Origin of the sequence: Arthrobacter bussei, from assembly GCF_009377195.2 — a bacterium.
Classification (GTDB): domain Bacteria; phylum Actinomycetota; class Actinomycetes; order Actinomycetales; family Micrococcaceae; genus Arthrobacter_D; species Arthrobacter_D bussei.
Genome location: NZ_VJXX01000002.1, coordinates 259668 through 282502, shown reverse-complemented (window position 1 = coordinate 282502; position 22835 = coordinate 259668). Strand labels below are relative to the sequence as shown.

Annotated in this window: 19 protein-coding genes; 11 read left to right on the top strand and 8 right to left on the bottom strand. The window is 68.9% G+C overall.

Features of this window, described 5'->3' with window-relative positions; translation table 11 throughout:
• Positions 1–19: 19 nt before the first annotated feature.
• Both FNH21_RS17080 and FNH21_RS09565 read right to left on the bottom strand, forming a co-directional pair.
• Complete coding sequence (locus FNH21_RS17080; RefSeq protein ID WP_338403226.1) at positions 20–424, bottom strand: hypothetical protein; 405 nt, start codon at positions 422–424, stop codon at positions 20–22.
• Positions 425–434: 10 nt separating this feature from the next.
• Positions 435–1148 carry a GAF and ANTAR domain-containing protein gene (locus tag FNH21_RS09565; RefSeq protein WP_206687052.1) on the bottom strand — a complete coding sequence of 238 codons (714 nt, stop codon included), beginning with the start codon at positions 1146–1148 and terminating at the stop codon, positions 435–437.
• A gap of 237 nt (positions 1149–1385) precedes the next feature.
• On the opposite strand from FNH21_RS09565, the gene FNH21_RS09560 reads away from it, so the two are divergent.
• A complete protein-coding gene (locus FNH21_RS09560) occupies positions 1386–1724 on the top strand; it encodes a DUF8129 domain-containing protein (protein ID WP_191931816.1) in 339 nt (112 codons plus the stop codon).
• Positions 1725–1874: 150 nt separating this feature from the next.
• Here FNH21_RS09560 and FNH21_RS09555 read toward each other — a convergent pair whose 3' ends face one another.
• Positions 1875–3590: a RecQ family ATP-dependent DNA helicase gene (locus tag FNH21_RS09555; protein WP_338403225.1), complete on the bottom strand. Its 1716-nt coding sequence runs from the start codon at positions 3588–3590 to the stop codon at positions 1875–1877.
• A 141-nt stretch (positions 3591–3731) separates the two neighbouring features.
• Between FNH21_RS09555 and coaE the strand changes: the two genes are divergently transcribed.
• Together coaE and uvrB are read left to right on the top strand one after the other, a co-directional pair.
• Entirely contained in the window at positions 3732–4733 is a 1002-nt protein-coding gene (coaE, locus tag FNH21_RS09550; RefSeq protein WP_152814621.1) for a dephospho-CoA kinase, read from the top strand.
• A gap of 132 nt (positions 4734–4865) precedes the next feature.
• The gene (gene uvrB, locus FNH21_RS09545; RefSeq protein ID WP_055771663.1) at positions 4866–6941 is read left to right on the top strand and encodes an excinuclease ABC subunit UvrB; all 2076 of its coding nucleotides are present in this window, start codon (positions 4866–4868) and stop codon (positions 6939–6941) included.
• On the opposite strand, the gene FNH21_RS09540 is transcribed toward uvrB, so the two are convergent.
• Positions 6932–7084 (bottom strand): hypothetical protein, encoded by a 153-nt coding sequence (locus FNH21_RS09540; RefSeq protein ID WP_191931815.1) that lies wholly within the window; start codon positions 7082–7084, stop codon positions 6932–6934. The two genes, uvrB and FNH21_RS09540, sit on opposite strands and share 10 nt — an antisense overlap.
• 172 nt (positions 7085–7256) lie before the next feature.
• Here FNH21_RS09540 and FNH21_RS09535 point away from each other — a divergent pair, with 172 nt between their 5' ends.
• On the top strand, positions 7257–8339 hold the full coding sequence (locus FNH21_RS09535; protein WP_152814619.1) for a TerC family protein: 1083 nt from the start codon (positions 7257–7259) through the stop codon (positions 8337–8339).
• A gap of 217 nt (positions 8340–8556) precedes the next feature.
• On the opposite strand, the gene FNH21_RS09530 is transcribed toward FNH21_RS09535, so the two are convergent.
• From FNH21_RS09530 to FNH21_RS09515, 4 genes are all read right to left on the bottom strand, one after another.
• On the bottom strand, positions 8557–9822 hold the full coding sequence (locus FNH21_RS09530) for an alpha/beta fold hydrolase (RefSeq protein WP_152815155.1): 1266 nt from the start codon (positions 9820–9822) through the stop codon (positions 8557–8559).
• Positions 9823–9896: 74 nt separating this feature from the next.
• The gene (locus FNH21_RS09525; protein ID WP_152814617.1) at positions 9897–10370 is read right to left on the bottom strand and encodes a GNAT family N-acetyltransferase; all 474 of its coding nucleotides are present in this window, start codon (positions 10368–10370) and stop codon (positions 9897–9899) included.
• A gap of 56 nt (positions 10371–10426) precedes the next feature.
• Positions 10427–12970 (bottom strand): DEAD/DEAH box helicase, encoded by a 2544-nt coding sequence (locus FNH21_RS09520; RefSeq protein WP_152814615.1) that lies wholly within the window; start codon positions 12968–12970, stop codon positions 10427–10429.
• 107 nt (positions 12971–13077) lie between these two features.
• Positions 13078–13716, bottom strand: a complete 639-nt coding sequence (locus FNH21_RS09515; protein WP_152814614.1) for an MBL fold metallo-hydrolase — start codon at positions 13714–13716, stop codon at positions 13078–13080.
• A gap of 147 nt (positions 13717–13863) precedes the next feature.
• On the opposite strand from FNH21_RS09515, the gene FNH21_RS09510 reads away from it, so the two are divergent.
• The 7 genes from FNH21_RS09510 (at position 13864) to FNH21_RS09480 (ending at position 22835) form a co-directional block, all read left to right on the top strand.
• A complete protein-coding gene (locus FNH21_RS09510) occupies positions 13864–14241 on the top strand; it encodes a GntR family transcriptional regulator (protein WP_152814612.1) in 378 nt (125 codons plus the stop codon).
• A gap of 85 nt (positions 14242–14326) precedes the next feature.
• Positions 14327–17239, top strand: a complete 2913-nt coding sequence (gene uvrA / locus FNH21_RS09505) for an excinuclease ABC subunit UvrA (protein ID WP_191931814.1) — start codon at positions 14327–14329, stop codon at positions 17237–17239.
• Positions 17240–17316: 77 nt separating this feature from the next.
• Positions 17317–17982, top strand: a complete 666-nt coding sequence (locus FNH21_RS17075) for an HAD hydrolase-like protein (RefSeq protein ID WP_191931813.1) — start codon at positions 17317–17319, stop codon at positions 17980–17982.
• A complete protein-coding gene (locus FNH21_RS09495) occupies positions 17969–18637 on the top strand; it encodes a 1-acyl-sn-glycerol-3-phosphate acyltransferase (protein ID WP_191931812.1) in 669 nt (222 codons plus the stop codon). The genes FNH21_RS17075 and FNH21_RS09495 overlap by 14 nt, the downstream gene beginning before the upstream one ends.
• A gap of 104 nt (positions 18638–18741) precedes the next feature.
• Positions 18742–20790: an excinuclease ABC subunit UvrC gene (uvrC, locus tag FNH21_RS09490; RefSeq protein WP_191931811.1), complete on the top strand. Its 2049-nt coding sequence runs from the start codon at positions 18742–18744 to the stop codon at positions 20788–20790.
• Positions 20791–20910: 120 nt separating this feature from the next.
• The gene (rapZ, locus tag FNH21_RS09485; protein WP_055771633.1) at positions 20911–21810 is read left to right on the top strand and encodes an RNase adapter RapZ; all 900 of its coding nucleotides are present in this window, start codon (positions 20911–20913) and stop codon (positions 21808–21810) included.
• Complete coding sequence (locus FNH21_RS09480; protein WP_191931810.1) at positions 21810–22835, top strand: uridine diphosphate-N-acetylglucosamine-binding protein YvcK; 1026 nt, start codon at positions 21810–21812, stop codon at positions 22833–22835. The genes rapZ and FNH21_RS09480 overlap by 1 nt, the downstream gene beginning before the upstream one ends.

The following is a 22835-nucleotide window of genomic DNA, read 5'->3' as shown; positions in this document are numbered from 1 at the left end:
AGGACGCCCGACTCTCCCATCAGGGGGTGCCGGGACTGCTGTCGGCTCCGCCGTCCGGTTCGGTGTCCCCACGCCGGTCGTCGAAGAGCCAGTCGAGTGACGAGCCGTCAGGGGCAGCCCTCTCCGGGCCGGACGGTCCCCGCTCCGGCAGGTCCGCCTCCTCGGCCGAGGGGTCGGTGCTGTACGGGGCGCGCGGCGGTGGTGGGAGCCGATCGATCAGTTCGTTGGCGGCGTGGGCGAGCAGGTCCCGCTGCAGCGGGGGAAGTGTGAAGGAACCGTGCAGGTAGGCCTCCACCTCGTATTCGCCGGCATCCCCGCCGAGCCCGAAGTAGTGCAGCCACAGTTCGCTCGCGTCGATCTGGGCATGCCGGATGGCCCTGAGGAGGTGGATCCGCTGATATTCGTGATCTGGATGGTTCTCCACGGGCTTCGCCTTAGTGCGAGCTACCGGCAGTGCCGTCGATCACGGCGAGGGCGACGGTCCTCAGATCGGTTCTCGTGGCGGACGCCTCGTCCAGCATGCGCCTCATCGATGCTTCGGGGTCGAGTCCGTGCCGCTCCATGAGGATGCCCCGGGCCGTGTGGATGACGTCCCTGGTGTTCAGGGCCTCGCGGAGGGCCCTGCTTGCTGTACCGGCCGCGGTGTCCGGCTGGGCGCTGCCGAGGAGCGTGGCCGCGGGGGAGGCGAGCAGCATGAGCTGCTTGCGGTCCTGCGTCGAGAAGGCCGAGGCGAGGGGCGAATACACCTTCAGCGCGCCGATGCTCTTCCCGTCGTGGATGAGCGCGGTGCTGAGGGTGGAACGGAGGGGGAGGCCGGCGACGGCCTGACGCCAGAGCGGCCAGCGATCGTCCTCCTGGAGGTCATCGATCTGGACCGTCGACTCCGCCGCCCAGGCGGTGAGGCAGGGACCCTGTCCCAGCTCGTACTGCAGGGCGTCCGCGGTGGCCACGACGTCGTCGGTGTACCCCGTACTGCGCCTCCGGCCCTGATCGTCGATGAGCGAGACTCCGGCGCCGAGTGACCCCGGGACCGATTTCTTCACGGCCTCGGCGAGGTCCTCGACCGCCTGCCCGGCCTTCAGTTCGGTCAGGAGGAGACCCTTGAGCCGGGCGAAGACCATGGTCAGTTCTTCCATCGGTGACGTCAAGATTCCAGCCTCGGCAACAGAGTGATTCTGATCGGATACAAAGTATCAGGATACACAGCGCCGCCCCGTGGCCATGGTCGATCACGCCCCGGATCCGGGGCAGACAGCGGACCCGCGTACACGGTAGGACTGCTCCCGGTCCAGTGGAGGGCAGGCGGCAGGGTGCTTGCACCCCTCAACCAGCCGTCCCTAGGGTGGAATCACCACGCATGCTTACCGATACCCCGAGGAGTCGACGTGACCGGATCAGCAGACCACGATGCGCTGCCCCTGCCCGACTACGACCACATCCCGCTCGCTACCCTTCCCACCCGCATCACGGGCATCGACGCGGGTGGCCTGCAGGCGCTGATCGACTACGAGGAAGCACACGGTGACCGGTTGCCGGTGAAGGTGGTGCTGCAGCACAGGCTCGACGCCGTGCTGCGCGGTGCCGAACTCTCCGAGGGGGCTGCCACGTCGATGCCGGAGATGGAAAGTACGGCCGGCGGGTCACCGGTCAGCCCTGTGACGTCCGGTCCGCCCATCAACCCGCCGTCGCAGGGCGATCCGACCAACCCCGCCCAGCCGAGGTGACGAGGGGGGCGCCCCATCGGGCGGCGCCCCATCGTGAGGTCCTCCGGACGGGCCGTCCCCTCGACGAATCGTCCCCTGAGCTGGCCGTCCCCTGAACGGGACGTCCGTTCGAGGGCTCTCCCACGACCGGTCCTTGCGTTCTCCGCCTGCCTAACCGGCGGCCGACACGCCCGTCAGCAGGTCCTTTTCCTCGACGAGCTCGAGGGAGAGGGTCTTGTAGCCGACCGTCTCGAACAGGACCGTGACGATCCCGTCCTCATATCCCATCACCGAGCCCCGCCCCCATTCGACGTGTTCCACCGCGGCGTCGACGGCGAAGGGCATCTCGTCGACGTGCGCGGTCTCCTCCGCGCTGCCGTCGGCACTGCCCGCCGCAGTGCCGTTCGTGTACATCTCCTGCGTCGTGTCCGGTGTGCCCGACCCGGCGGTCCGCTCGCAGTTGTCGCACGCCCCGCAGGTCTTCGGGAACTCCTCGCCGAAATAGGACAGGAGGAACTGCCGGCGGCACCCCTTCGTCTCGGCGTAGCGGCGGGCCATGTCGATCCGCGACCGGTCGATCCGCTCCCGGTTCGCTGCCTGCTCCACCGCGCGGTCGACGGCCTCCCCGGCGTTCATCTTCCGGGCCCGGTACCCCTTCACTCCGTCGCTCACGCACCCTGAGGCGGTCAGGAGGTTGAGCAGGCCCGCGAGCTTGCGGGAGGAGAGACCGGTCAGTTCCTTCAGCCTCTTCATCTTCACGGGTCCACCCTGCGACGAGATGAGCCGGAATAGGTCCTCCAGCTGAGTGCGATTGGCGGTCTTCGCGGCGAAGAACCGACGGAGCGAGAGATCCTCGGGCCGGTAGTGGAGGATGGCCCGGGCGTCGAGTCCGTCGCGGCCGCCGCGACCGATCTCCTGGTAGTAGCTGTCCAGCGAGTCCGAGATGTCGGCGTGCACCACGAAGCGGACGTCGGGCTTGTCGATGCCCATGCCGAAGGCGGTCGTGGCGACGACGACGTCGATACGACCGTCGAGGAACCCTTCGTGGACCGACTCGCGGTCCTTCTTGCGCCGCCCTGCATGGTAGGCGTCCGCATGGCGACCCCTTTCCTGGAGTTCGGCGGCCAGCCGGTCCGCCGCCTTCTTCGTGGCGACATAGACGAGGCCCGGTCCGATGAGGCCGAGCACCTGGCTGCGGACGGCGTCGAGCTTCTCCGCGTCCTCGACGTGGTGCACCACCTCGAGGTGCAGATTCGGACGGTCGAAGCCCTCGACGAGGATCGTCGGGTCCTTCAGGTGCAGACGTTCGACGATCTCCTTCTGCACGGGGCGCGACGCGGTCGCGGTCAGTGCGACCACGGGCGCACCGAGGTCCCGCACCAGGTGGCCGAGCTGCAGGTAGTCGGGGCGGAAGTCATGGCCCCACGAGGACACGCAGTGCGCCTCGTCCACGACCACGAGGGAGACGTCGAGAGACCGCAGCCGCGCCGCGACCTCGTCCCGTGCCACCTGTTCCGGTGCGAGGAAGAGGAACTTGGCGCGGGTCTGCTCGTCGTCGTCGGCCGCTGCCTCCCACGCGGCCTCGAGCTCGCGCTTCCGCAGGGCGGAGTTGATGACGCGGGCACGCGGCGAGCCCGCATGGGCGTTGATCGCCTCGGCCTGGTCGTGCTGCAGCGCGATGAGGGGTGAGATGACGACGGCGACGCCCGGCAGCGCCATGGCCGGAACCTGGTAGATGGCGGATTTGCCGGAGCCGGTCGGCATGACACAGAGGATGCTGTGGTCCTCGAGGACCGCCTCCATGGCATGCTCCTGGCCGGACCGCAGATCGTCCCAACCGAAGGTGGAAGCAGCGGTGTGCTGAAGGTCCTGCAGCGTGATGGACACGGTCCTCCTCGAGAAAGTAAGTCCACTGAGCGTATTCACGGGTACCGACATTCCCCCGGGTCGGGCGGGCAGCGAGGAGACCCTTGACAGACACTCGCGACCGGACGATGGAGAGGGTTCGCGACGGGCTAGTCTGTGCTCATGCTGCGCATCGGTCTGACAGGAGGCATCGCCGCGGGGAAGTCCGCGGTGGCCACGGAACTCGGACGCCTCGGGGCGGTGGTGGTCGATGCGGACCTGCTGGCGCGGGCCGTCGTGGATCCGGGCACGCCAGGGTTCGACGAGGTCGTCCGGACTTTCGGCACGGACGTGCTCGGCCGGGACGGGGCCCTGGACCGGCCGGCGCTGGGACGGCTCGTCTTCGGTGACAGCGGGGCGCGGGAGACGCTGAACCGGATCATCCATCCCCGGGTCCGAGCGGAGGCCGCCCGGCTCATCGACGGTTCGCCGGCCGACGCGGTGGTCGTGGAGGACATCCCGCTCCTCGTCGAGACGCACCAGGCCGCGCGCTTCCATCTCGTCCTGGTGGTGGACGCCCCGGACGAGACGCGGATCGCCCGGATGATCGAACGGCGGGGCATGGACCGGGAGGACGCCGAGCAGCGCATCGCGGCGCAGGCTCCACGCGGCGAGCGACGAGCGGCCGCGGACGCAGTGCTCGTCAATGATGGGACGCCTGAGGCACTCGTCGCCGCGACCCAGGCCCTCTGGGACATCAGGATCCTCCCGTTCGCGGTGAACCTCGTACACGGCCGACCGGCCCGTACCCGCCCTCCCGCCGCGCCGGATCCCCGCGGTGCCGAGCTCCCCGCGGGCCTCGCGGGGACGCACGGCCTCGCCCGACGGATGGCGGCGAAACTCACCGCCGCCCTCCCTGCTGGAGCCGCCGTCGAGCCCGGCCCAGGGTCCGACGTCGTCGTCGCGGAGGTGCTCGTCCGGCCGGGACCCGGGGAGGACCTGGCTGCCGTGTCGGCCGCCGTGGCGGCAGCGGGCTTCCCGCGGGCGGAGGTGCCCCGGGGCTCCGACGCCGGGGTCCACCGATCAGGGACGGACACCGTCATCCACCGATCGGCGGATCCGGCGCTCGACGTCACCGTGACCGTGCTGCCTGTGGGCGCAGGAGTGCTCCCCGACGGGTCGTGAGGCCGCCTCTCGGGCGCATTCGGCAGTGCGCGGGCGGGCTTGGGACGGGAAGGCCGCAGATGGCTGCCGAGCCATGTTCAGCCTGCAGGAAAACGGAGGAGAAGTGTCACCGTCAGGCGATACCGTTGACGCATGAGTCTTGCGCAGGATATCAAGCGTGTCGTCGCGCCCTTCGAGGTCATCAGCGAGTACCAGCCGGCGGGTGACCAACCCACGGCCATCAAGGAACTGGCGGAACGCATCAACGCCGGCGAGAAGGACGTGGTGCTGCTCGGAGCCACCGGTACCGGCAAGAGTGCAACGACGGCGTGGCTGATCGAGCAGGTCCAGCGCCCCACCCTGGTCATGGTGCAGAACAAGACCCTCGCCGCGCAGCTGGCCAACGAGTTCCGGGAGCTGCTGCCGAACAATGCGGTGGAGTATTTCGTCTCGTACTACGACTACTACCAGCCCGAGGCCTACGTCCCGCAGACGGACACGTTCATCGAGAAGGACTCCTCCATCAACGAGGAGGTGGAACGCCTCCGGCACTCGGCCACCAACGCCCTGCTCACGAGGCGCGATGTGATCGTCGTCGCCACCGTGTCCTGCATCTACGGCCTGGGCACGCCGGAGGAGTACATCAACAAGATGGTCACGCTGCGCCGTGGCGATCAGATGAACCGGGACGAGCTGCTGCGTCAGTTCGTCGGCATGCAGTACACCCGCAACGACATGGACTTCCACCGGGGGACCTTCCGGGTGCGCGGGGACACCGTCGAGATCATCCCCATGTACGAGGAGCACGCCCTGCGGATCGAGTTCTTCGGCGACGAGGTGGAGAACATCTACACGCTCGATCCCCTCACGGGCAACGTGATCCGCGAGGAGGAGGAGATGTACGTCTTCCCTGCCTCGCACTACGTCGCCGGCCAGGACCGCATGACGCGCGCCATCAAGGACATCGAGGACGAGCTGCAGGTGCGGCTGGCCGAGTTCGAATCCCAGAACAAGCTCGTCGAGGCGCAGCGGCTGCGCATGCGCGTGACGTACGACCTCGAGATGATGCAGCAGATGGGCTTCTGCAACGGCATCGAGAACTACTCGCGCCACATCGACGGGCGCGATCCGGCGTCCGCGCCGCACTGCCTCCTCGACTACTTCCCGGACGACTTCCTGCTGGTCGTGGACGAGTCGCACGTCACCATCCCGCAGATCGGCGCCATGTACGAGGGTGACTCCTCCCGCAAGCGGACCCTCGTGGATCACGGGTTCCGGCTTCCCTCGGCGATGGACAACCGACCGCTCAAGTGGGACGAGTTCCTCGACCGCATCGGGCAGACCGTCTACCTGTCGGCGACCCCGGGCAAGTACGAGCTCGGCAAGGCGGACGGATTCGTCCAGCAGATCATCCGGCCCACCGGTCTGATCGACCCCGAGGTGGTCGTCAAGCCGACCAAGGGCCAGATCGACGACCTCCTCGGGGAGATCCGCAAGCGCACGGAGATCAACGAGCGCGTCCTCGTCACCACGCTCACGAAGCGCATGGCGGAGGACCTCACGGGCTACCTTCTGGAACACGGCGTCAAGGTGGAGTACCTGCACTCGGACGTCGACACCCTGCGGCGCGTCGAGCTCCTGCGTGAACTCCGCATGGGGACCTTCGACGTCCTCGTGGGCATCAACCTCCTCCGGGAAGGCCTCGACCTGCCGGAGGTGTCCCTGGTCAGCATCCTCGATGCGGACAAGGAGGGCTTCCTCAGGAGCACGACGTCGCTCATCCAGACCATCGGGCGTGCCGCCCGCAACGTGTCCGGCGAGGTGCACATGTACGCCGACCGCATCACGGACTCGATGGACCGGGCGATCGACGAGACCAACCGACGCCGCGCCATCCAGGTGGCGCACAACCTCGAACACGGTATCGACCCCACGCCCCTCCGGAAGCGGATCGCCGACATCACCGACACCATCAACCGGGAGGACGCCGACACCCGCGCGCTGCTGGAGGAGGCCGGGAAGAGCCGGAAGCCGAAGAAGGGCGCAGGGCGGCACGACGGACTCGCCTCGGTGCCGGCGGAGGATCTGACCGATCTCATCCAGCAGCTGACCGACCAGATGCATGCTGCTGCCGGCGAGCTGCAGTTCGAGCTCGCCGGTCGCCTGAGGGACGAGATCAGCGACCTCAAGAAGGAGCTTCGACAGATGCAGTCGGCCGGTCACGCCTGACCTGCGGCGCTGCGGGGTTCGTCGCGCCGTCCGGGCCCGGCACTGTCCCGATGCCCGTGGGCGAGCCGGACGCCGTCGTCCACCGTGCGGGGTGGCACGTCGATCGGCCCGGCCGGGTCGATGTCAAGGCTCGAGGTGCCCATACCCCGGTATTCCTGCGCCGCGGGTAGGATTGGGCGGACGTAGGGGAGTATCCCAAGCGCTACGGACGTCAACACGCTGAGCATCGTTGCTCCGCCGGGCGTAGCGGTCGGTCGGCAGCATGCCGCGGCGGAGAGACTTACGGCACGTCACTGCACCCCCGGAAGGTACTCCATGCCCACATTGCCCCTCGCGTTCGAGGTCGGCACGTTCGTCGTCCTCGGCATCATCCTGCTGTTCGACCTGCTGCTCGTCGTCAAGCGCCCGCACGAGCCGTCGATGAAGGAAGCGGGCCTGTGGGTCGCCTTCTACGTAGGCCTCGCGCTCGTGTTCGCGGCACTGATGTTCGTCTTCACGGGTCCGGAGTACGGGGGGCAGTTTGTCGCCGGCTGGGTCACGGAGTACAGCCTCAGCATCGACAACCTGTTCGTGTTCATCATCATCATGGCCAGGTTCTCGGTCCCGAGGAAGTACCAGCAGGAAGTGCTGATGGTGGGCATCATCATCGCGCTCATCCTGCGCGGCATCTTCATCGCCCTGGGCGCGGCCGTCATCGAGAACTTCAGCTGGATCTTCTACATCTTCGGCGCCTTCCTCCTCTACACCGCCTACAAGCAGGCGACCGATTCCGGCGAGGACGAGGAGCACGCAGGCGACAACAAGCTCATCTCGAAGCTGAAGTCGGTCCTGCCGATGTCCGAGTCCTACGACGGCAACAAGATCCGCACCGTCGTCGACGGTAAGAAGGTCTTCACGCCGATGCTGATCGTGTTCGTCACGATCGGCCTCACGGACCTCCTCTTCGCGGTCGATTCCATCCCCGCCATCTTCGGTCTCACGCAGAGCGCGTTCATCGTGTTCACGGCCAACATCTTCGCCCTCATGGGTCTCCGTCAGCTGTACTTCCTGCTGGGCGGCCTGATGACACGTCTCATCTACCTCAAGCACGCGCTGTCGGTGATCCTCGCGTTCATCGGTGTGAAGCTCGTCCTGCACGCCATGCACGTGAACGAGCTGCCCTTCATCAACGGCGGCGAGCACATCGAGTGGGCGCCCGAGATCCCCACCTTCGTATCCCTGGCCGTCATCATCGCGACCATCGTCATCGCCGTCGTGGCCAGCCTCATCCGCTCGCGCGTGACGGACAACCCCGCGGCGCGCGCGGATGAGAAGGGCGAGGTCGCCGAGGCACCCGTCGTCGACGAGGACCTGGACCAGGCGGCGGGCGACGTCGGAGCGAAGGACACCCGCCGCTAGCAGGCGGAATCGTGTCGGTCCCGTCCGTGTCCTGTCCACGGGCGGAGCCGCGGACGTGCCGGCCACTCCACACCCGACCTGACGAAGGACCCCCGTGCCGCCGTGCACGGGGGTCCTTCCGCGTTGCGCCGCGCGGAAGGGAGGACCGGGCTGCCACGGGAGGCGACACGCGACGCCGGACGGCATCGACGCTCCGGGGCACCGGAACGATCAGGGGCTACCGCCGGGTCATGCCCAGCAGGCGGGTGAAGATCGCCTCGCCGTCGTCGGCGATGCCGTCGTGGTGGAACTCGTCCGTCTCCCAGACCTCGAGGCTGCGGACGGCCGCGGCGGTCCGCAGGGACAGGTCCCGGTCGACGTAGATGTCGTGCCGGTACACGGCGGCGGCGGCGGGGACGGTGTTCGTGGCCAGGACGTCGGCGTCGTACAGTCGCCCCCAGTCCTCCTTGCCGGCGAGGAGTTCCGCGACGGGTTGCAGCGCGCGGAGGGCAGGATCCTCCCCGAAGTACCAGGGGTAGACCATCTCGCCGGTGAGCAGGACCTTCGGGGCGTCGGGGAGGAACTGCGGATGATCTCCGAGGACCCGCTCGGCGGCCCAGGCGGACGCGGTGCCCTGGCAGTAGATCGACTCGTGCAGCACGGCGTAGAGCGGCTGCGATGCGCGGCTCACCACCGCGTGGACCTGCTCGAGGAACACGGCGGAGAGCCGGGGCCGTCCGTCGATCTCGATGAACGCGTCCTCGAGCAGGTAGTGCAGCGCGTGCACCCGGGTGTTGCCGCCGAGAAAGGCCCCGACCATCTGGAAGCGCCGCACGGTGAGGCGTTCCCCGCTGGGCAGGACCTCCTCGACGCCGTCCAGGTGGCGGGCGATGCGCGTCACCAGGTCACGGTCCTCGGGATACCAGGCGAAGTACTCGCGGTTCCGCTCCTCCACCCGCGTGAACGTGGCGCGGTAGACATCGTCGGCGGGGCCGGACAGGGGGGCGAGGCCGCCCGTGATGAGCGCCCGCTCCATCCCCTCGGGCGCGAGGGAGAGGTAGGTGAGGGTGCAGAAGCCTCCGTAGCTCTGGCCGAAGACCGTCCACGGGCCGCTGCCGAGCGCGCGGCGGATCAGTTCCGCGTCCGCCACGATCGAATCCGCCCGGAAATGGGCGAGGTAGCCGGCCTGCTCCGCCGGAGTCCGGAAGCGGCCGAGCGTCGCGGCGTCGGCCGGGGTCGACAGGCCGGTGCCCCGCTGGTCGAGCATGAGGATGCGGAAGTCCTTCGCCGCGGCTTTCATCCAGCCCGAGAGCTGCGTGGTCCGCACGCCGCGTCCGCCCGGTCCACCCTGCAGGAAGAGCAGCCAGGGGAGCCGGGCGACGTCCGGGTCGTCGTGGTCGAGCGAGGAGTATTCCCGGGCGAAGACCTCGATGGTCGGGGAGGCCGGGTCGGCGTGGTCCAGCGGCACGCGGAAGACATGACCGGTTGCGCGGAGGCCCCTCATCACCCGCGTCGGTCCGGTGGTGTGGTCCGCTGCGTCCGTCGGGACGTCCGGGACGCCGGACCCGGTGGCCGGCGTCACAGCGCGGCAACCTCGGCCAGGGCGTCGCCCGTGAGGCGGAACGTGCTCCAGCCCGACTGCGGGCGGGCTCCGAGGCGCTCGTAGAAGCGGATGGACGGTTCGTTCCAGTCCAGGACCGACCACTCGACACGGGCGTACCCACGGTCGGCGGCGATGCGGGCGAGATTCGACAGCAGCGCCTTCCCGTACCCGGCGCCGCGGGCGTCGGGACGCACGTACAGGTCCTCGAGGTAGATCCCGTTGACGCCCTCCCAGGTCGAGTAGTTCAGGAACCACAGGGCGAAACCCTGCACCTCGCCCTGCGCCTCCGCCACGTGCGCGTAGATCGTGGGGCGGTCACCGAACAGTGCGGCCTCCAGGCCCTCCGCCGTGTTCCTCACGGCGTCGGGCTCCTTCTCGTACAGGGCGAGGTCATGGATGAGCTGCAGGATCACCGGGACATCGGTCGGGCGTGCTTCGCGGATCGTCATGAGGCAAGTTTAACGACGCCGGGGCATCCGTCCGGCAGCCGCCCGGCATTAGCGCTTCAGCCTGCGGGTGCGCCCACACCGAGGATCCGCACGACAGGACTCCCTGCATCGTCGGAGGCCGCGAGGTCCACCTCGGCGTTGATGCCCCAATCCCCGTTGCCCTCGGGGTCCTTGAGGATCTGCCGGACGCGCCAGGTCCCGGGCGCCTTCGTGATGAGCAGGAGGGCCGGACCGCGGGCCTCCGGCCCGTCGTCGATGTCCTCGTAGTCGCCGAAGTACCCGTCGAGTGCCTCTGCCCAGCGATCGGCCGTCCAGCCGGACTCCGCGTCGAGGGCTCCGAGCGCCTCGTCCTGCTCGTCGGCGAACAGCTTGACCCGCTGGAACATCTCGTTGCGCACCATCACCCGGAACGCGCGCTCGTTCGACGTGACCGACGGCGGTTCCTCCGGCAGGTCGACGGCGGCAGCGGCGGCCGCACCCGCGTCGATACCGGCGGAGAGCTGGGTCCACTCGTCGAGCAGGCTGCTGTCCACCTGGCGGACGAGCTCGCCGAGCCACTCCATCGTGTCGCTGAGGTCCTCCCTCAGTGCCTCGACGGGGACGGTGTGCCGCAGGGCCTTGTAGCAGTCGGCGAGGTAGCGCAGCAGGATCCCCTCGGAGCGCGTGAGGGAGTAGAAGGCGACGTACTCGCCGAAGCTCATGGCCCGCTCGTACATGTCGCGGACGACGGACTTCGGAGCGAGCTCGAAGTCTCCCAGCCACGGCGCCGAGGAGCGGTAGACGTCGAACGCCTGCTGCAGCAATTCCTCCAGCGGCTTCGGGTAGGTCACCTCCTCGAGGCGCGCCATCCGCGCGTCGTAGTCGATACCCTCGGCCTTCATGGCAGCAACGGCCTCGCCGCGTGCCTTCTTCTCCTGCGCGTTCAGCACCTGGCGCGGCTTCTCCAGTGTCGCCTCGATGACCGAGACGACATCGAGCGCGTACCCCGGCGCGTCGGGGTCGAGGAGCTCCAGGCTTGCGAGGGCGAAGGGTGAGAGGGGCTGGTTGAGCGCGAAGTTCGCCTGCAGGTGCACCTTGAGGCGGATCATCCGGCCGTCGGGCTCCGGTTCGGTGAGCCTCTCCACGATGCCGGCGGTCACGAGTTCGCGGTAGATGCCGATGGCTCGGCGCATGAGCCGCAGCTGGGACGCCCGCGTCTCGTGGTTCTCGGTGAGGAGCCGCTTGGCCGCGGCGAACGGGTCGCCGGGGCGCTCGAGCAGGTTCAGCAGCATGGAGTGGCTGACGGAGAACGACGACGTCAGCGGATCCGGCACGCTCTCGACGAGCCGCTCATAGGTCGGTCTGCCCCAGGACACGAACCCCTGCGGTGGCTTCTTCCGGACCACCTGGCGCAGTTTCTTCTGGTCGTCGCCGAATTTGCCCACGGCCTTCGTCATGGCCTTCACGTTCTCGACGACGTGCTCGGGGGCCTGGACGACGACGGTGCCTGCCGTGTCGTAGCCGGCGCGGCCCGCGCGGCCCGAGATCTGGTGGAACTCCCGGGAGTTCAGCAGGCGTGTCCGCACGCCGTCGTACTTGCTGAGCGCGGTCAGCAGGACCGTGCGGATGGGCACGTTGATCCCGACGCCGAGCGTGTCCGTCCCGCAGATCACCTTGAGCAGGCCGGCCTGGGCGAGCTGCTCGACGAGGCGGCGGTACTTCGGCAGCATGCCGGCGTGGTGGACGCCGATGCCGTGCCGGACCAGGCGGTTCAGGGTCTTGCCGAAGCCCGCCGAGAAACGGAACGTGGCGATCAGTTCGGCGATCCGGTCCTTCTCCTCGCGCGTGCAGATGTTGATGCTCATCAGGTTCTGGGCTCGCTCGATGGCTTCCGCCTGGCTGAAGTGCACCACGTACACGGGGGCCTGCCGCGTGGTGAGCAGTTCCTCGAGCGATTCCTGCACCGGCGTCTCGACGTAGTAGAAGTGCAGCGGGATGGGCCGTTCGACGGAGGTCACCGTCGCGGTGGGACGACCCGTGAGGTCGGTGAGGTCCTTCTCGAACCTGCTGACGTCGCCGAGGGTCGCCGACATCAGGAGGAACTGCGCCTGGGGGAGCTCGAGGAGGGGGACCTGCCAGGCCCAGCCGCGCTGCGGGTCGGAGTAGAAGTGGGACTCGTCCATCACCACGGTGTCGACGTCGGCCAGCGCACCTTCCCGGAGCGCGAGGTTCGCGAGGATCTCCGCGGTGCAGCAGATGATCGGGGCGTCCTGGTTGACCCCGGAGTCGCCCGTGATCATGCCGACGTTCTCAGGCCCGAAGATCTCGCAGAGCGCGAAGAACTTCTCGGACACGAGCGCCTTGATGGGCGCGGTGTAGTAGCTCGTGCGCCCTTCGGCGAAGGACTTCAGGTGCGCGGCGACGGCGACGAGGGACTTCCCGGATCCGGTGGGTGTGGCGAGGATGACGTTGTTCCCCGAGACGAGCTCCATGGCCGCCTCGTCCTGCGCCGGATAGAGCACCAGTCCCCGCTCGACCGCCCACCCCGTGAAGGCCTCGTAGACCGCATCAGCGGTGAGTCGGCCGTCGTTGTGCCGGGACAGGTGCTCGTGGATCCTCATGGTGTGTCCAGCCTACCGGTGGCCACTCACGCCGGGGGCCGGTGGGCTCACCGAGCTCCTAACCCTCCGCCGGCCGGAACGGCGCGGTCCTTCAGGGGACCCGTTGGTCACCAGCCGCGCTGCTTCCATTCCGTGAGCGAGCCGCGCTCCGCCCCGAGCGTGGTGCCCGCGCCGTGCCCGGGATGCACGAGGGTGTCGTCGGGCAGGTAGTCGAAGATCCGCGTCCCGACGTCCTCGATCAGGGACGCGAAGCGGTCGGGATCGCCCTGGGTGTTGCCCACGCCCCCCGGGAACAGCGAGTCGCCCGTGAACAGATGGGCGGGACCGTGCGGGTCGCGGTACAGCAGCGCGACGGACCCCGGTGTGTGCCCGCGCAGGTGGATCGCCTCCAGCTCGAAGCCCTCGAAGGACCCGACGTCGTGGTGCTGCAGGGCGACATCGGTGGGAACGGCGATGTCCGCGACGTCGTCCGCGCCCGCCGCCGTCCTGGCGTGGGTCGCCTCCTTCACCTCGGCCAGCGCCCGGACGTGGTCCCAGTGCGCGTGGGTGGTGATGATGAGGGCCACGCGGGCCTCGGCATCCGTGTCCTCCTGTGCATCCGCCAGCAGGGCGAGGATCGCCGGTGCGTCGTCCGCCGCGTCGATCAGGACCTGCGCACCCGAGGACCGGGAGGTGAGCAGGTACACGTTGTTGTCCATCTCGGAGACGGCGATCGAACGGATGGTCACTTCGCTGAGCTGGTGCATGGGTTCAGTGTAGGCAGGGGAGCGGGAGCCCGCAGGACGCACACGGACCGGTGGTTCAGGGGTCCGGGACACGCGGGCGCCCCCGCTGCCGGAGATAGGGTGCAGGTACCAGGCCCACCCGTTGCCGGCCTCCACGGAAGGACACGCATGGAGCAGGACATCCCCCGATGGCTGAGGCTGGATCCGACGAGTGCGGTCCCGCCTTTCGAGCAGGTCAGGCACGCCGTCATGGCCGCGGCCAACTCCGGCCGAGCCGCCGTCGGGACCCGCCTGCCACCCGTCCGCGCGCTCGCCACCCACCTCGGCGTCGCGGCCAACACGGTGGCCCGGGCCTACCGCGAACTCGACCAGGCAGGTGTCGTGGAGACGCGCGGCAGGGCAGGCACCGTCATCGCGGCAGGGAGCGACGACGCTCGGCAGAAGGTGGGTGCTGCCGCCGAGGAATTCGCGGGGACGGTCCGCTCGGTGGGCCTCTCCGAGGCCGACGCGGTGGCGATCATCAGGGCCGCATTGCGCCGAGCGTGAACGGGTCCGCTGCACGCGCAGTATCAGGGCGGGGGATGTCCGATTCGAATATGTCTTCGAACGCCTTTTCCCCTACAGTTGACGGGTGGCTACAGCACATTCTCTCGAGCAGCATGCCCATCACCCGGACCCCGCTCCCCAGGACCTCTCGCGCCTGATCGTCAAGGGCGCCCGCGAACACAACCTGCGCAACGTGGACCTCGACCTCCCGCGTGACGCGATGATCGTGTTCACCGGTCTGTCCGGTTCCGGGAAGTCGTCGCTCGCCTTCGACACCATCTTCGCGGAGGGACAGCGGCGGTACGTCGAATCCCTGTCGGCCTACGCGCGCCAGTTCCTCGGCCAGGTGGACAAGCCCGACGTCGACTTCATCGAGGGCCTCTCGCCCGCGGTGTCGATCGACCAGAAGTCCACGAGCAAGAACCCGCGCTCCACGGTGGGCACCATCACCGAGATCTACGACTACATGCGTCTGCTCTGGGCGCGCGTCGGCAGGCCGCACTGCCCGGTGTGCGGCGAGCCCGTCGCCAAGCAGACCCCCCAGCAGATCGTCGACCAGCTGCTCGAACTCGACGAGGGGACCCGCTTCCAGGTCCTCGCACCCGTCGTGCGGGCACGCAAGGGCGAGTTCGTCGACCTCTTCCAGGAGCTGACGGCCAAGGGGTACTCGCGTGCCCGCGTCGACGGCACGCTGATCCAGCTCAGCGATCCGCCGAAGCTCGGCAAGCAGTACAAGCACACCATCGAGGTCATCATCGACCGCCTCGTGGTCAAGGGCGGAATCCAGCAGCGGCTCACCGACTCGGTCGAAACGGCTTTGAAGCTCGCCGACGGTCGCGTCCTCGCGGAATTCGTCGACCTCCCCGAGGACGACGAGAAGCGCCTCCACGCCTTCTCGGAGCACCTGGCCTGCCCCAACGAGCACCCGCTCGCCATCGACGAGATCGAGCCGCGCTCCTTCTCGTTCAACAACCCCTTCGGCGCCTGCCCTGCCTGCACCGGCATCGGCACCAAGCTCGAGGTCGACGAGGAGCTCGTGGTCCCCAACCCGGATCTCAGCCTCGCCGAGGGTGCCATCGCACCGTGGTCGCTCGGGACCGCGACCCTCGAGTACTGGACGCGGCTCCTCGAGGGCCTCGCTTCGGAGCTGAAGTTCGACATCACGACGCCGTGGCGCAAGCTCCCGGACCGCGCCCGCGAGGCGGCGCTGTACGGCAAGGACCACAAGGTGGTGGTGCAGTACAAGAACCGGTTCGGTCGGGAGCGGAAGTACAGCACGGGCTTCGAGGGTGCCATCCAGTACATCCAGCGCAAGCACCTCGAGACGGAGTCGGACCACGCCAGGGACCGCTACGAGGAGTACATGCGGGAGATCCCCTGCCCCACGTGCGGCGGGGCGCGGCTGAACCCCGCGTCGCTCTCGGTGCTCATCAACGGGCGGTCCATCGCCGAGGTCTCGGCCATGCCGATGCGCGACTGCGCCGATTTCCTCGACAACCTCGTCCTCACGGGACGCGAGGCGCAGATCGCCAACCAGGTCCTCAAGGAGATCCAGGCCCGCCTGACGTTCCTCCTCGACGTCGGACTGGAGTACCTGAACCTCGAACGGGCGTCCGGCACGCTGTCCGGCGGCGAGGCCCAGCGCATCCGCCTGGCCACGCAGATCGGCTCCGGTCTCGTGGGGGTGCTCTACGTCCTCGACGAGCCCTCGATCGGCCTGCACCAGCGCGACAACCGGCGCCTCATCGAGACGCTCACACGCCTTCGCAACCTGGGCAACACGCTCATCGTCGTCGAGCACGACGAGGACACGATCGCCGAGGCGGACTGGATCGTGGACATCGGACCCGGTGCCGGCGAGCACGGCGGCGAGGTGGTCCACTCCGGACTCCTCGAGGACCTGCTGACCAACGAGAAGTCGCTGACGGGCGACTACCTCTCGGGGCGCCGGAAGATCGAGATCCCGAAGAAGCGGCGGAAGATCGACCGGTCACGCCAGCTCAAGATCGTCGGTGCGCGCGAGCACAACCTCACGAACCTCGACGCCACGATCCCCTTGGGCGTGCTGACCGCCGTGACCGGCGTCAGCGGGTCCGGCAAGTCCACGCTGGTCAACGACATCCTCTACAAGGTCCTGGCGAACAAGCTCAACGGTGCCAAGCAGGTCGCCGGGAGGCACAAGCGGATCGACGGACTGGAGCACCTCGACAAGGTCATCCACGTCGACCAGAGCCCCATCGGCCGGACCCCCCGTTCGAACCCGGCGACCTACACCGGCGTGTTCGACAACATCCGCAAGCTCTTCGCCGAGACCACCGAGGCGAAGGTCCGCGGCTATCTGCCGGGGCGGTTCTCCTTCAACGTCAAGGGCGGCCGCTGCGAGGCGTGTTCCGGTGACGGCACGCTGAAGATCGAGATGAACTTCCTGCCCGACGTCTACGTCCCGTGCGAGGTGTGCCACGGTGCGCGGTACAACCGCGAGACGCTCGAGGTGCACTACAAGGGCAAGACCATCGCGGACGTGCTGGACATGCCGATCGAGGAGGGCGCCGAGTTCTTCGCGGCGTTCAGCCCGATCGCGCGGCACCTGAACACCCTGGTGGAAGTGGGGCTCGGCTATGTGCGGCTCGGCCAGCCGGCGACGACGCTCTCCGGCGGCGAGGCGCAGCGCGTCAAGCTCGCGAGTGAGCTCCAGAAGCGGTCGAACGGCCGCAGCATCTACGTGCTGGACGAGCCGACCACGGGTCTGCACTTCGAGGACATCCGCAAGCTGCTGATCGTCCTGCAGGGACTCGTGGACAAGGGCAACACCGTCATCACCATCGAGCACAACCTCGATGTCATCAAGAGCGCCGACTGGGTCATCGACCTCGGGCCCGACGGCGGTTCGGGTGGAGGCCAGATCATCGCGACAGGAACGCCCGAGGCGGTCGCGAAGAGCGATCGCAGCTACACGGGGACCTTCCTCAAGGAGATCTTCGATAAAGCCGCGGTCTGACCCACCCCGCTCCCGCGGATATTCCCGGCGCGGCATGCATGATGCATGCCGCCCGGGGACTATGGCAAGCTTGCCCGGTGCCTCCTCCGTATTCGCTGATCCTCTTCGACCTCGACGGCACCCTCGTCGACCCGGCCGGCGCCATTACCGGCGGGATCAGCGAGGCCCTGCGTGCCCACGGCCTCGCCGTCCCCGACCAGGACGCCCTGCAGGCCATGGTCGGCCCGCCGCTCCTCCACTCGCTCGGCGTCATCGCCGGGGTCCCGGCGCCGCTGATCGGTGCCGTCATAACGACCTACCGGGCCGGCTACCGGTCGACCGGCATGCAGCAGAGCCGTCCCTACCCGGGAGTGGCGCGGGGCGTCGAGATACTCGCGGAGGCCGGGGCGGTCGTCGCCGTGGCGACGCAGAAGCCTGAATGGCTGGCGGAGGAACTGCTCGAGACCCAGGGCCTGCGGTCCCTCTTCGCGTCGGTGCACGGATCCCCGCGGGACGAGCGCCTGGCGGCCACGGGCAAGACCTCCATCATCCGGGCCGCACTCGACACCCACCCTGCCGTGGCTCGGCGTGCCGTGATGGTCGGGGATCGGCGGCACGACGTCGAGGGGGCCCGTGCCAATGGCCTCCCCGGCGTCGGCGTCGCGTGGGGCTTCGCCGCGCCCGGCGAGCTCGAGGAGGCCGGGGCGGCCGCCGTCGTGCACACGGCCGACGAGTTGCTGGAGGTGCTCCGTGGGGGTCTATGACCTGACGCGCAGCACCACGCGGGGCCTGATCGCCGGTCTGTGCCGTCCCACGGTCGAGGGCCTGCACCACGTGCCGAAGACCGGTCCGTTCATCGTGGCGCCCAACCACCTGTCCTTCCTCGACAGCGTCCTCGTCCAGGCGCTCATGCCGCGGCCCGTCGCGTTCTTCGCCAAGGCCGAGTACTTCACCGGCACCGGGATCAGGGGCTCGCTCATGAGGTCGTTCTTCGAGGGCGTCGGGTCCATCCCGGTCGAGCGGGGCCAGCAGGCCGCGAGCGTCGCCGCACTGAAGACGCTCCTGGACCTGCTGGAGCAGGGCGACGGTGTCGGCATCTACCCCGAGGGCACCCGGTCGCGGGACGGCCGGCTGTACCGGGGGCGGACCGGCGTCGGGTGGCTGGCCCTCACGACGGGCGCACCCGTGGTGCCCGTTGGCCTCATCGGGACCGACGCCCTGCAGCCGGCGGGGCGGCGGGGCGTCCGGCCCCAGCACTTCACGCTGCGGATCGGTGAGCCCCTCGTCTTCGCCCGGACGGGTCCGGGCCATCCGCTGCCGGCCCGGCGGAACGCGACGGACACGATCATGGACAGCATCGCGGCGCTGAGCGGCCAGGAACGCGTGGGCCACTACAACCAGAGCCCGCCGGCGGAGTAGGTCCCGCATCCCTGCCGGCGCCGGGCCGGTCGGTGGTGCAGCCGTCAGCGGACGGGGGCCCGTACGGTCGGGGCGTGTCACCGCGCAGCCCTAGGATTGATGGCGTGGCAAACCCAGTGACCTACCGTCCGAAGACCGGCGAGATCCCGCTCGATCCCGGGGTCTACCGCTTCCGCGACGAGCACGGCCGGGTCATTTACGTCGGCAAGGCCAAGAACCTCCGCTCCCGCCTGAACTCCTATTTCGCGAACCCCCAGGGCTTGCTGCCGAAGACGCGCTCCATGGTGTTCACCGCTGCCAGCGTGGAGTGGACCGTGGTCGGCAGTGAACTCGAGGCCCTGCAGCTCGAGTACACCTGGATCAAGGAGTTCGATCCGCGCTTCAACATCATGTTCCGCGACGACAAGTCCTATCCCTACCTGGCCGTCACGATGGGGGAGAAGTACCCCCGCGTGCAGGTGATGCGCGGTGACAAGAGGAAGGACACGCGCTACTTCGGGCCGTTCTACCCCGCCAAGGCCATCCGCGAGACGGTGGACACGATGATCCGGGTCTTCCCGGTGCGGACCTGCAGCAGCGGCGTCTTCAAGCGCGCGGAGCGGAGCGGCAGGCCCTGCCTCCTCGGCTACATCGACAAGTGCTCGGCGCCGTGCGTCGGACGCATCAGCCCCGACGACCATCGCGCGCTGGCCCGCGACTTCTGCGACTTCATGGCGGGGGACTCCAAGAAGTTCATCTCGAGCCTGGAACGGAAGATGGGCGAGGCTGTCGCCGAGCTCGACTTCGAGGCCGCGGCACGCCTGCGGGACGACATCGCGGCGCTCCGGCGGGTGTTCGAGCGCAACACCGTGGTCCTCTCCGAGGACACCGATGCCGACATCTTCGCCCTGAGGGAGGACGAGCTCGAGGCCGCCGCGCAGGTCTTCCACGTGCGCGGCGGCCGCATCCGGGGCCAGCGCGGCTGGGTCGTCGAGAAGGTCGAGGACATGGACACGGCCGACCTCGTGGAGCACCTGCTGCAGCAGGTCTACGGCGAGGGCAGCAGCAGCAACGAGGAGATCCCGCGGGAGGTGCTCGTGCCCGTGCTCCCGAGCAACGGCGAGCAGATGCTCGAGTGGCTGCGCGGACTGCGCGGCGGACGCGTCGACATCCGTGTGCCGCAGCGCGGGGACAAGGCGACCCTCATGGGCACCGTGGAGCAGAATGCCGCGGATGCGCTGCGCCTCCACAAGAGCCGCCGAGCGGGTGACATCACCACGCGCTCCGCCGCCCTGCAGGAACTGCAGGAGGCCCTGGACCTGCCCCAGCCGCTCATGCGCATCGAATGCTTCGACATCTCCCACGTCCAGGGCACCAACGTCGTGGCCTCGATGGTCGTGGTCGAGGACGGCCTGCCCCGCAAGTCCGAGTACAGGAAGTTCTCCATCACGGGCGACGCGGCGCGGGACGACACCGCGTCGATGTACGACGTCATCCACCGCCGCTTCCGCAATTACCTGGCCGGCAAGGCGGGCGAGCAGCGCGACGCCGCCGCGGACCTGCCGGATCCGGAGACCGACCCCGTGGACGACGCCGGTTCGGTCCTCGACCATCCGGAGGTCGACGGGGCGGGCGAGCCGATGCGGGACACGACGACGGCGGTCACCCGGAACCGGTTCGCCTACCCCCCGAGTCTCGTGGTCGTGGACGGTGGCCCGCCGCAGGTGGCCGCAGCGGCGCGTGCGCTGGAGGACCTGGGGATCGACGACGTCTACGTCGTCGGGCTCGCCAAGCGCCTCGAGGAGGTGTGGGTGCAGGACAGCGAGTTCCCCGTGATCCTGCCCCGCGCATCCGAGGGACTGTTCATGCTGCAGCGCATCCGGGACGAGGCGCACCGCTTCGCGATCACCTTCCACCGCCAGAAACGGGGGAAGTCGATGACGGCCTCCGCCCTCGACGAGGTCCCCGGGCTCGGGCCCGCGAAGCGGAAGTCCCTGCTCAAGCACTTCGGCTCGGTCAAGAAGATCCGCGCGGCGTCCGTCGACGAGCTCCTCGCAGTGCCCGGCATCGGGCCCGCACTCGCCGAGACCGTCCGCAGCTCGCTCGCCGTCGAGCCCGACCATGCTCCCGCCCCGGCCGTGAACATGGCCACGGGCGAGATCATCGAAGATTAGCTAGGCTGAAGGCGCGGTGGGTTCGAAGGCCGCACCGATCATGAGCTGATCACACAGACCGCACACATCGGGGCATCCAGCGGGACCGGGCCCCCGTCGATCCGGAACGGATGCACCACGATGACTGAGGCCACGAGCCTGACTCCGGTCAAACCCACCGAGTCCGAGCTGCTGGTGGTGACCGGCATGTCGGGCGCCGGCCGCAGCACGGCGGCCAATGCGCTCGAGGACCACGGCTGGTACGTCGTGGAGAACCTCCCACCGCAGATGCTGTCCACGCTGACGGAACTCGTGGCCAGGACGCCCCAGTCCATCCCGAAGCTGGCCGTCGTGATCGACGTGCGCGGCAAGGAACTCTTCAACGACATCCGCGCCTCGCTGGCGGCCCTGCGAGCAGCGGGCGTCAACTACCGCGTGCTGTTCCTCGACGCCGACGACGCCGTGCTGGTCCGCCGGTTCGAGCAGGGGCGCCGTCCGCACCCGCTGCAGGGGGACGGACGCATCCTCGACGGCATCGCCGCCGAGCGCGAGGTCCTGAAGGAGCTCAAGCACTCCTCGGACATCGTGATCGACACGACCGAGCTCAACGTCCACGCGCTGGCAACCAGCGTCACCGAGCTGTTCTCGGAGTCGGGCCCGATCGTCCTCCGCCTCAACGTGATGAGCTTCGGCTTCAAGTACGGACTGCCGGTGGACGCCAACTACGTCGCCGACGTGCGCTTCATCCCGAACCCGCACTGGGTGCCGGTCCTCCGCCCGCAGACCGGGCTGGATGCGCCGGTCCGCGACTACGTCCTCGGGGCGCAGGGGGCCGGCGACTTCATCGACCGCTACGTGCACGCCCTCGTCCCCGTCCTCGACGGCTACCGCCGGGAGAACAAGCACTACGCGACCATCGCCGTCGGCTGCACGGGCGGGAAGCACCGTTCCGTCGCGGTGACCGAGGAGATCGCGCAGCGCCTGGCGCAGCTGCCCGGAGTGCAGGTCACGGCCCACCACCGCGACCTCGGGCGTGAGTAGTGGCGCTGTTCTCGGGCCCGTTGCCCCTCATCCCGCCGGCGGCACGCCAGGGCGGTGAGGGGCAGGGACCCGGGCCGTCCGTCGTCGCCCTCGGCGGTGGACACGGCCTGTCCGCCTCCCTCTCGGCGCTGCGCCTCCTGACGCAGGAACTGACCGCCGTGGTGACGGTGGCGGACGACGGCGGGTCCTCCGGGCGCCTCCGCCACGAACTGGGAGTGCTGCCGCCGGGGGATCTCCGCATGGCCCTGGCGGCCCTGTGCGACGACACCGACTGGGGCCGCACGTGGCGCGACGTCATGCAGCACCGGTTCACGTCCCGTCCCGGCGTCGAGGGGTCGCTCGACCACCACGCCATGGGAAATCTGCTGATCGTCACGCTCTGGGAGCTCCTCGGTGATCCTGTGGCAGGCCTTCAATGGGCGGGGGCACTCCTCGGGGCGCGCGGACGCGTGCTGCCGATGGCCAGCGTCCCCCTGACGATCGAGGGGGACGTCCTCAGCGAGGTGGACGGTGCCCTGCGCGTCACGAACGTCTCCGGCCAGGCGAAGCTCGCCGTCGCGGCCGAGACCGGCAACGTGAGCAACGTCCGGCTCCTCCCGGCGTCGGCCCCCGCGTGCCAGGACGCTCTCGAGGCGATCGAACTCGCCGACTGGGTGGTGCTCGGGCCGGGCTCCTGGTACACCTCGGTGCTGCCCCACCTGCTCCTCCCCGAGTTGCGGGACGCCCTCTGCCGCACGTCGGCCCGGCGCTGCCTCACCATGAACCTCAGCAACGACACGAAGGAGACGCAGGGCATGAGCGCCATCGACCACCTCACCGTGATCTCGCGCTACGCCCCGGAATTCACCGTCGACGTCGTCCTCGTCGACCCCGCCGTGGTAGGGGACCATGCCGCGTTCGAGCGGGCCGTCGCCGGGATGGGCGGGCGCGCCGTCTTCGGTACAGTGGGAGTTTCGACCGGAAAGCCCGTACATGATCCGTTGCGGCTGGCGACGTCCTACAACGACATGTTTGGGGAGAACTAG

Coding starts and splice junctions, on each gene's coding strand:
- coaE (WP_152814621.1), top strand. CDS start 3,732: ATGCTGCGCATCGGTCTGACAGGAGGCATCGCCGCGGGGAAGTCCGCG.
- uvrB (WP_055771663.1), top strand. CDS start 4,866: ATGAGTCTTGCGCAGGATATCAAGCGTGTCGTCGCGCCCTTCGAGGTC.
- FNH21_RS09540 (WP_191931815.1), bottom strand. CDS start 7,084: ATGGGCACCTCGAGCCTTGACATCGACCCGGCCGGGCCGATCGACGTG.
- FNH21_RS09535 (WP_152814619.1), top strand. CDS start 7,257: ATGCCCACATTGCCCCTCGCGTTCGAGGTCGGCACGTTCGTCGTCCTC.
- FNH21_RS09530 (WP_152815155.1), bottom strand. CDS start 9,822: ATGAGGGGCCTCCGCGCAACCGGTCATGTCTTCCGCGTGCCGCTGGAC.
- FNH21_RS09525 (WP_152814617.1), bottom strand. CDS start 10,370: ATGACGATCCGCGAAGCACGCCCGACCGATGTCCCGGTGATCCTGCAG.
- FNH21_RS09520 (WP_152814615.1), bottom strand. CDS start 12,970: ATGAGGATCCACGAGCACCTGTCCCGGCACAACGACGGCCGACTCACC.
- FNH21_RS09515 (WP_152814614.1), bottom strand. CDS start 13,716: ATGCACCAGCTCAGCGAAGTGACCATCCGTTCGATCGCCGTCTCCGAG.
- FNH21_RS09510 (WP_152814612.1), top strand. CDS start 13,864: ATGGAGCAGGACATCCCCCGATGGCTGAGGCTGGATCCGACGAGTGCG.
- rapZ (WP_055771633.1), top strand. CDS start 20,911: ATGACTGAGGCCACGAGCCTGACTCCGGTCAAACCCACCGAGTCCGAG.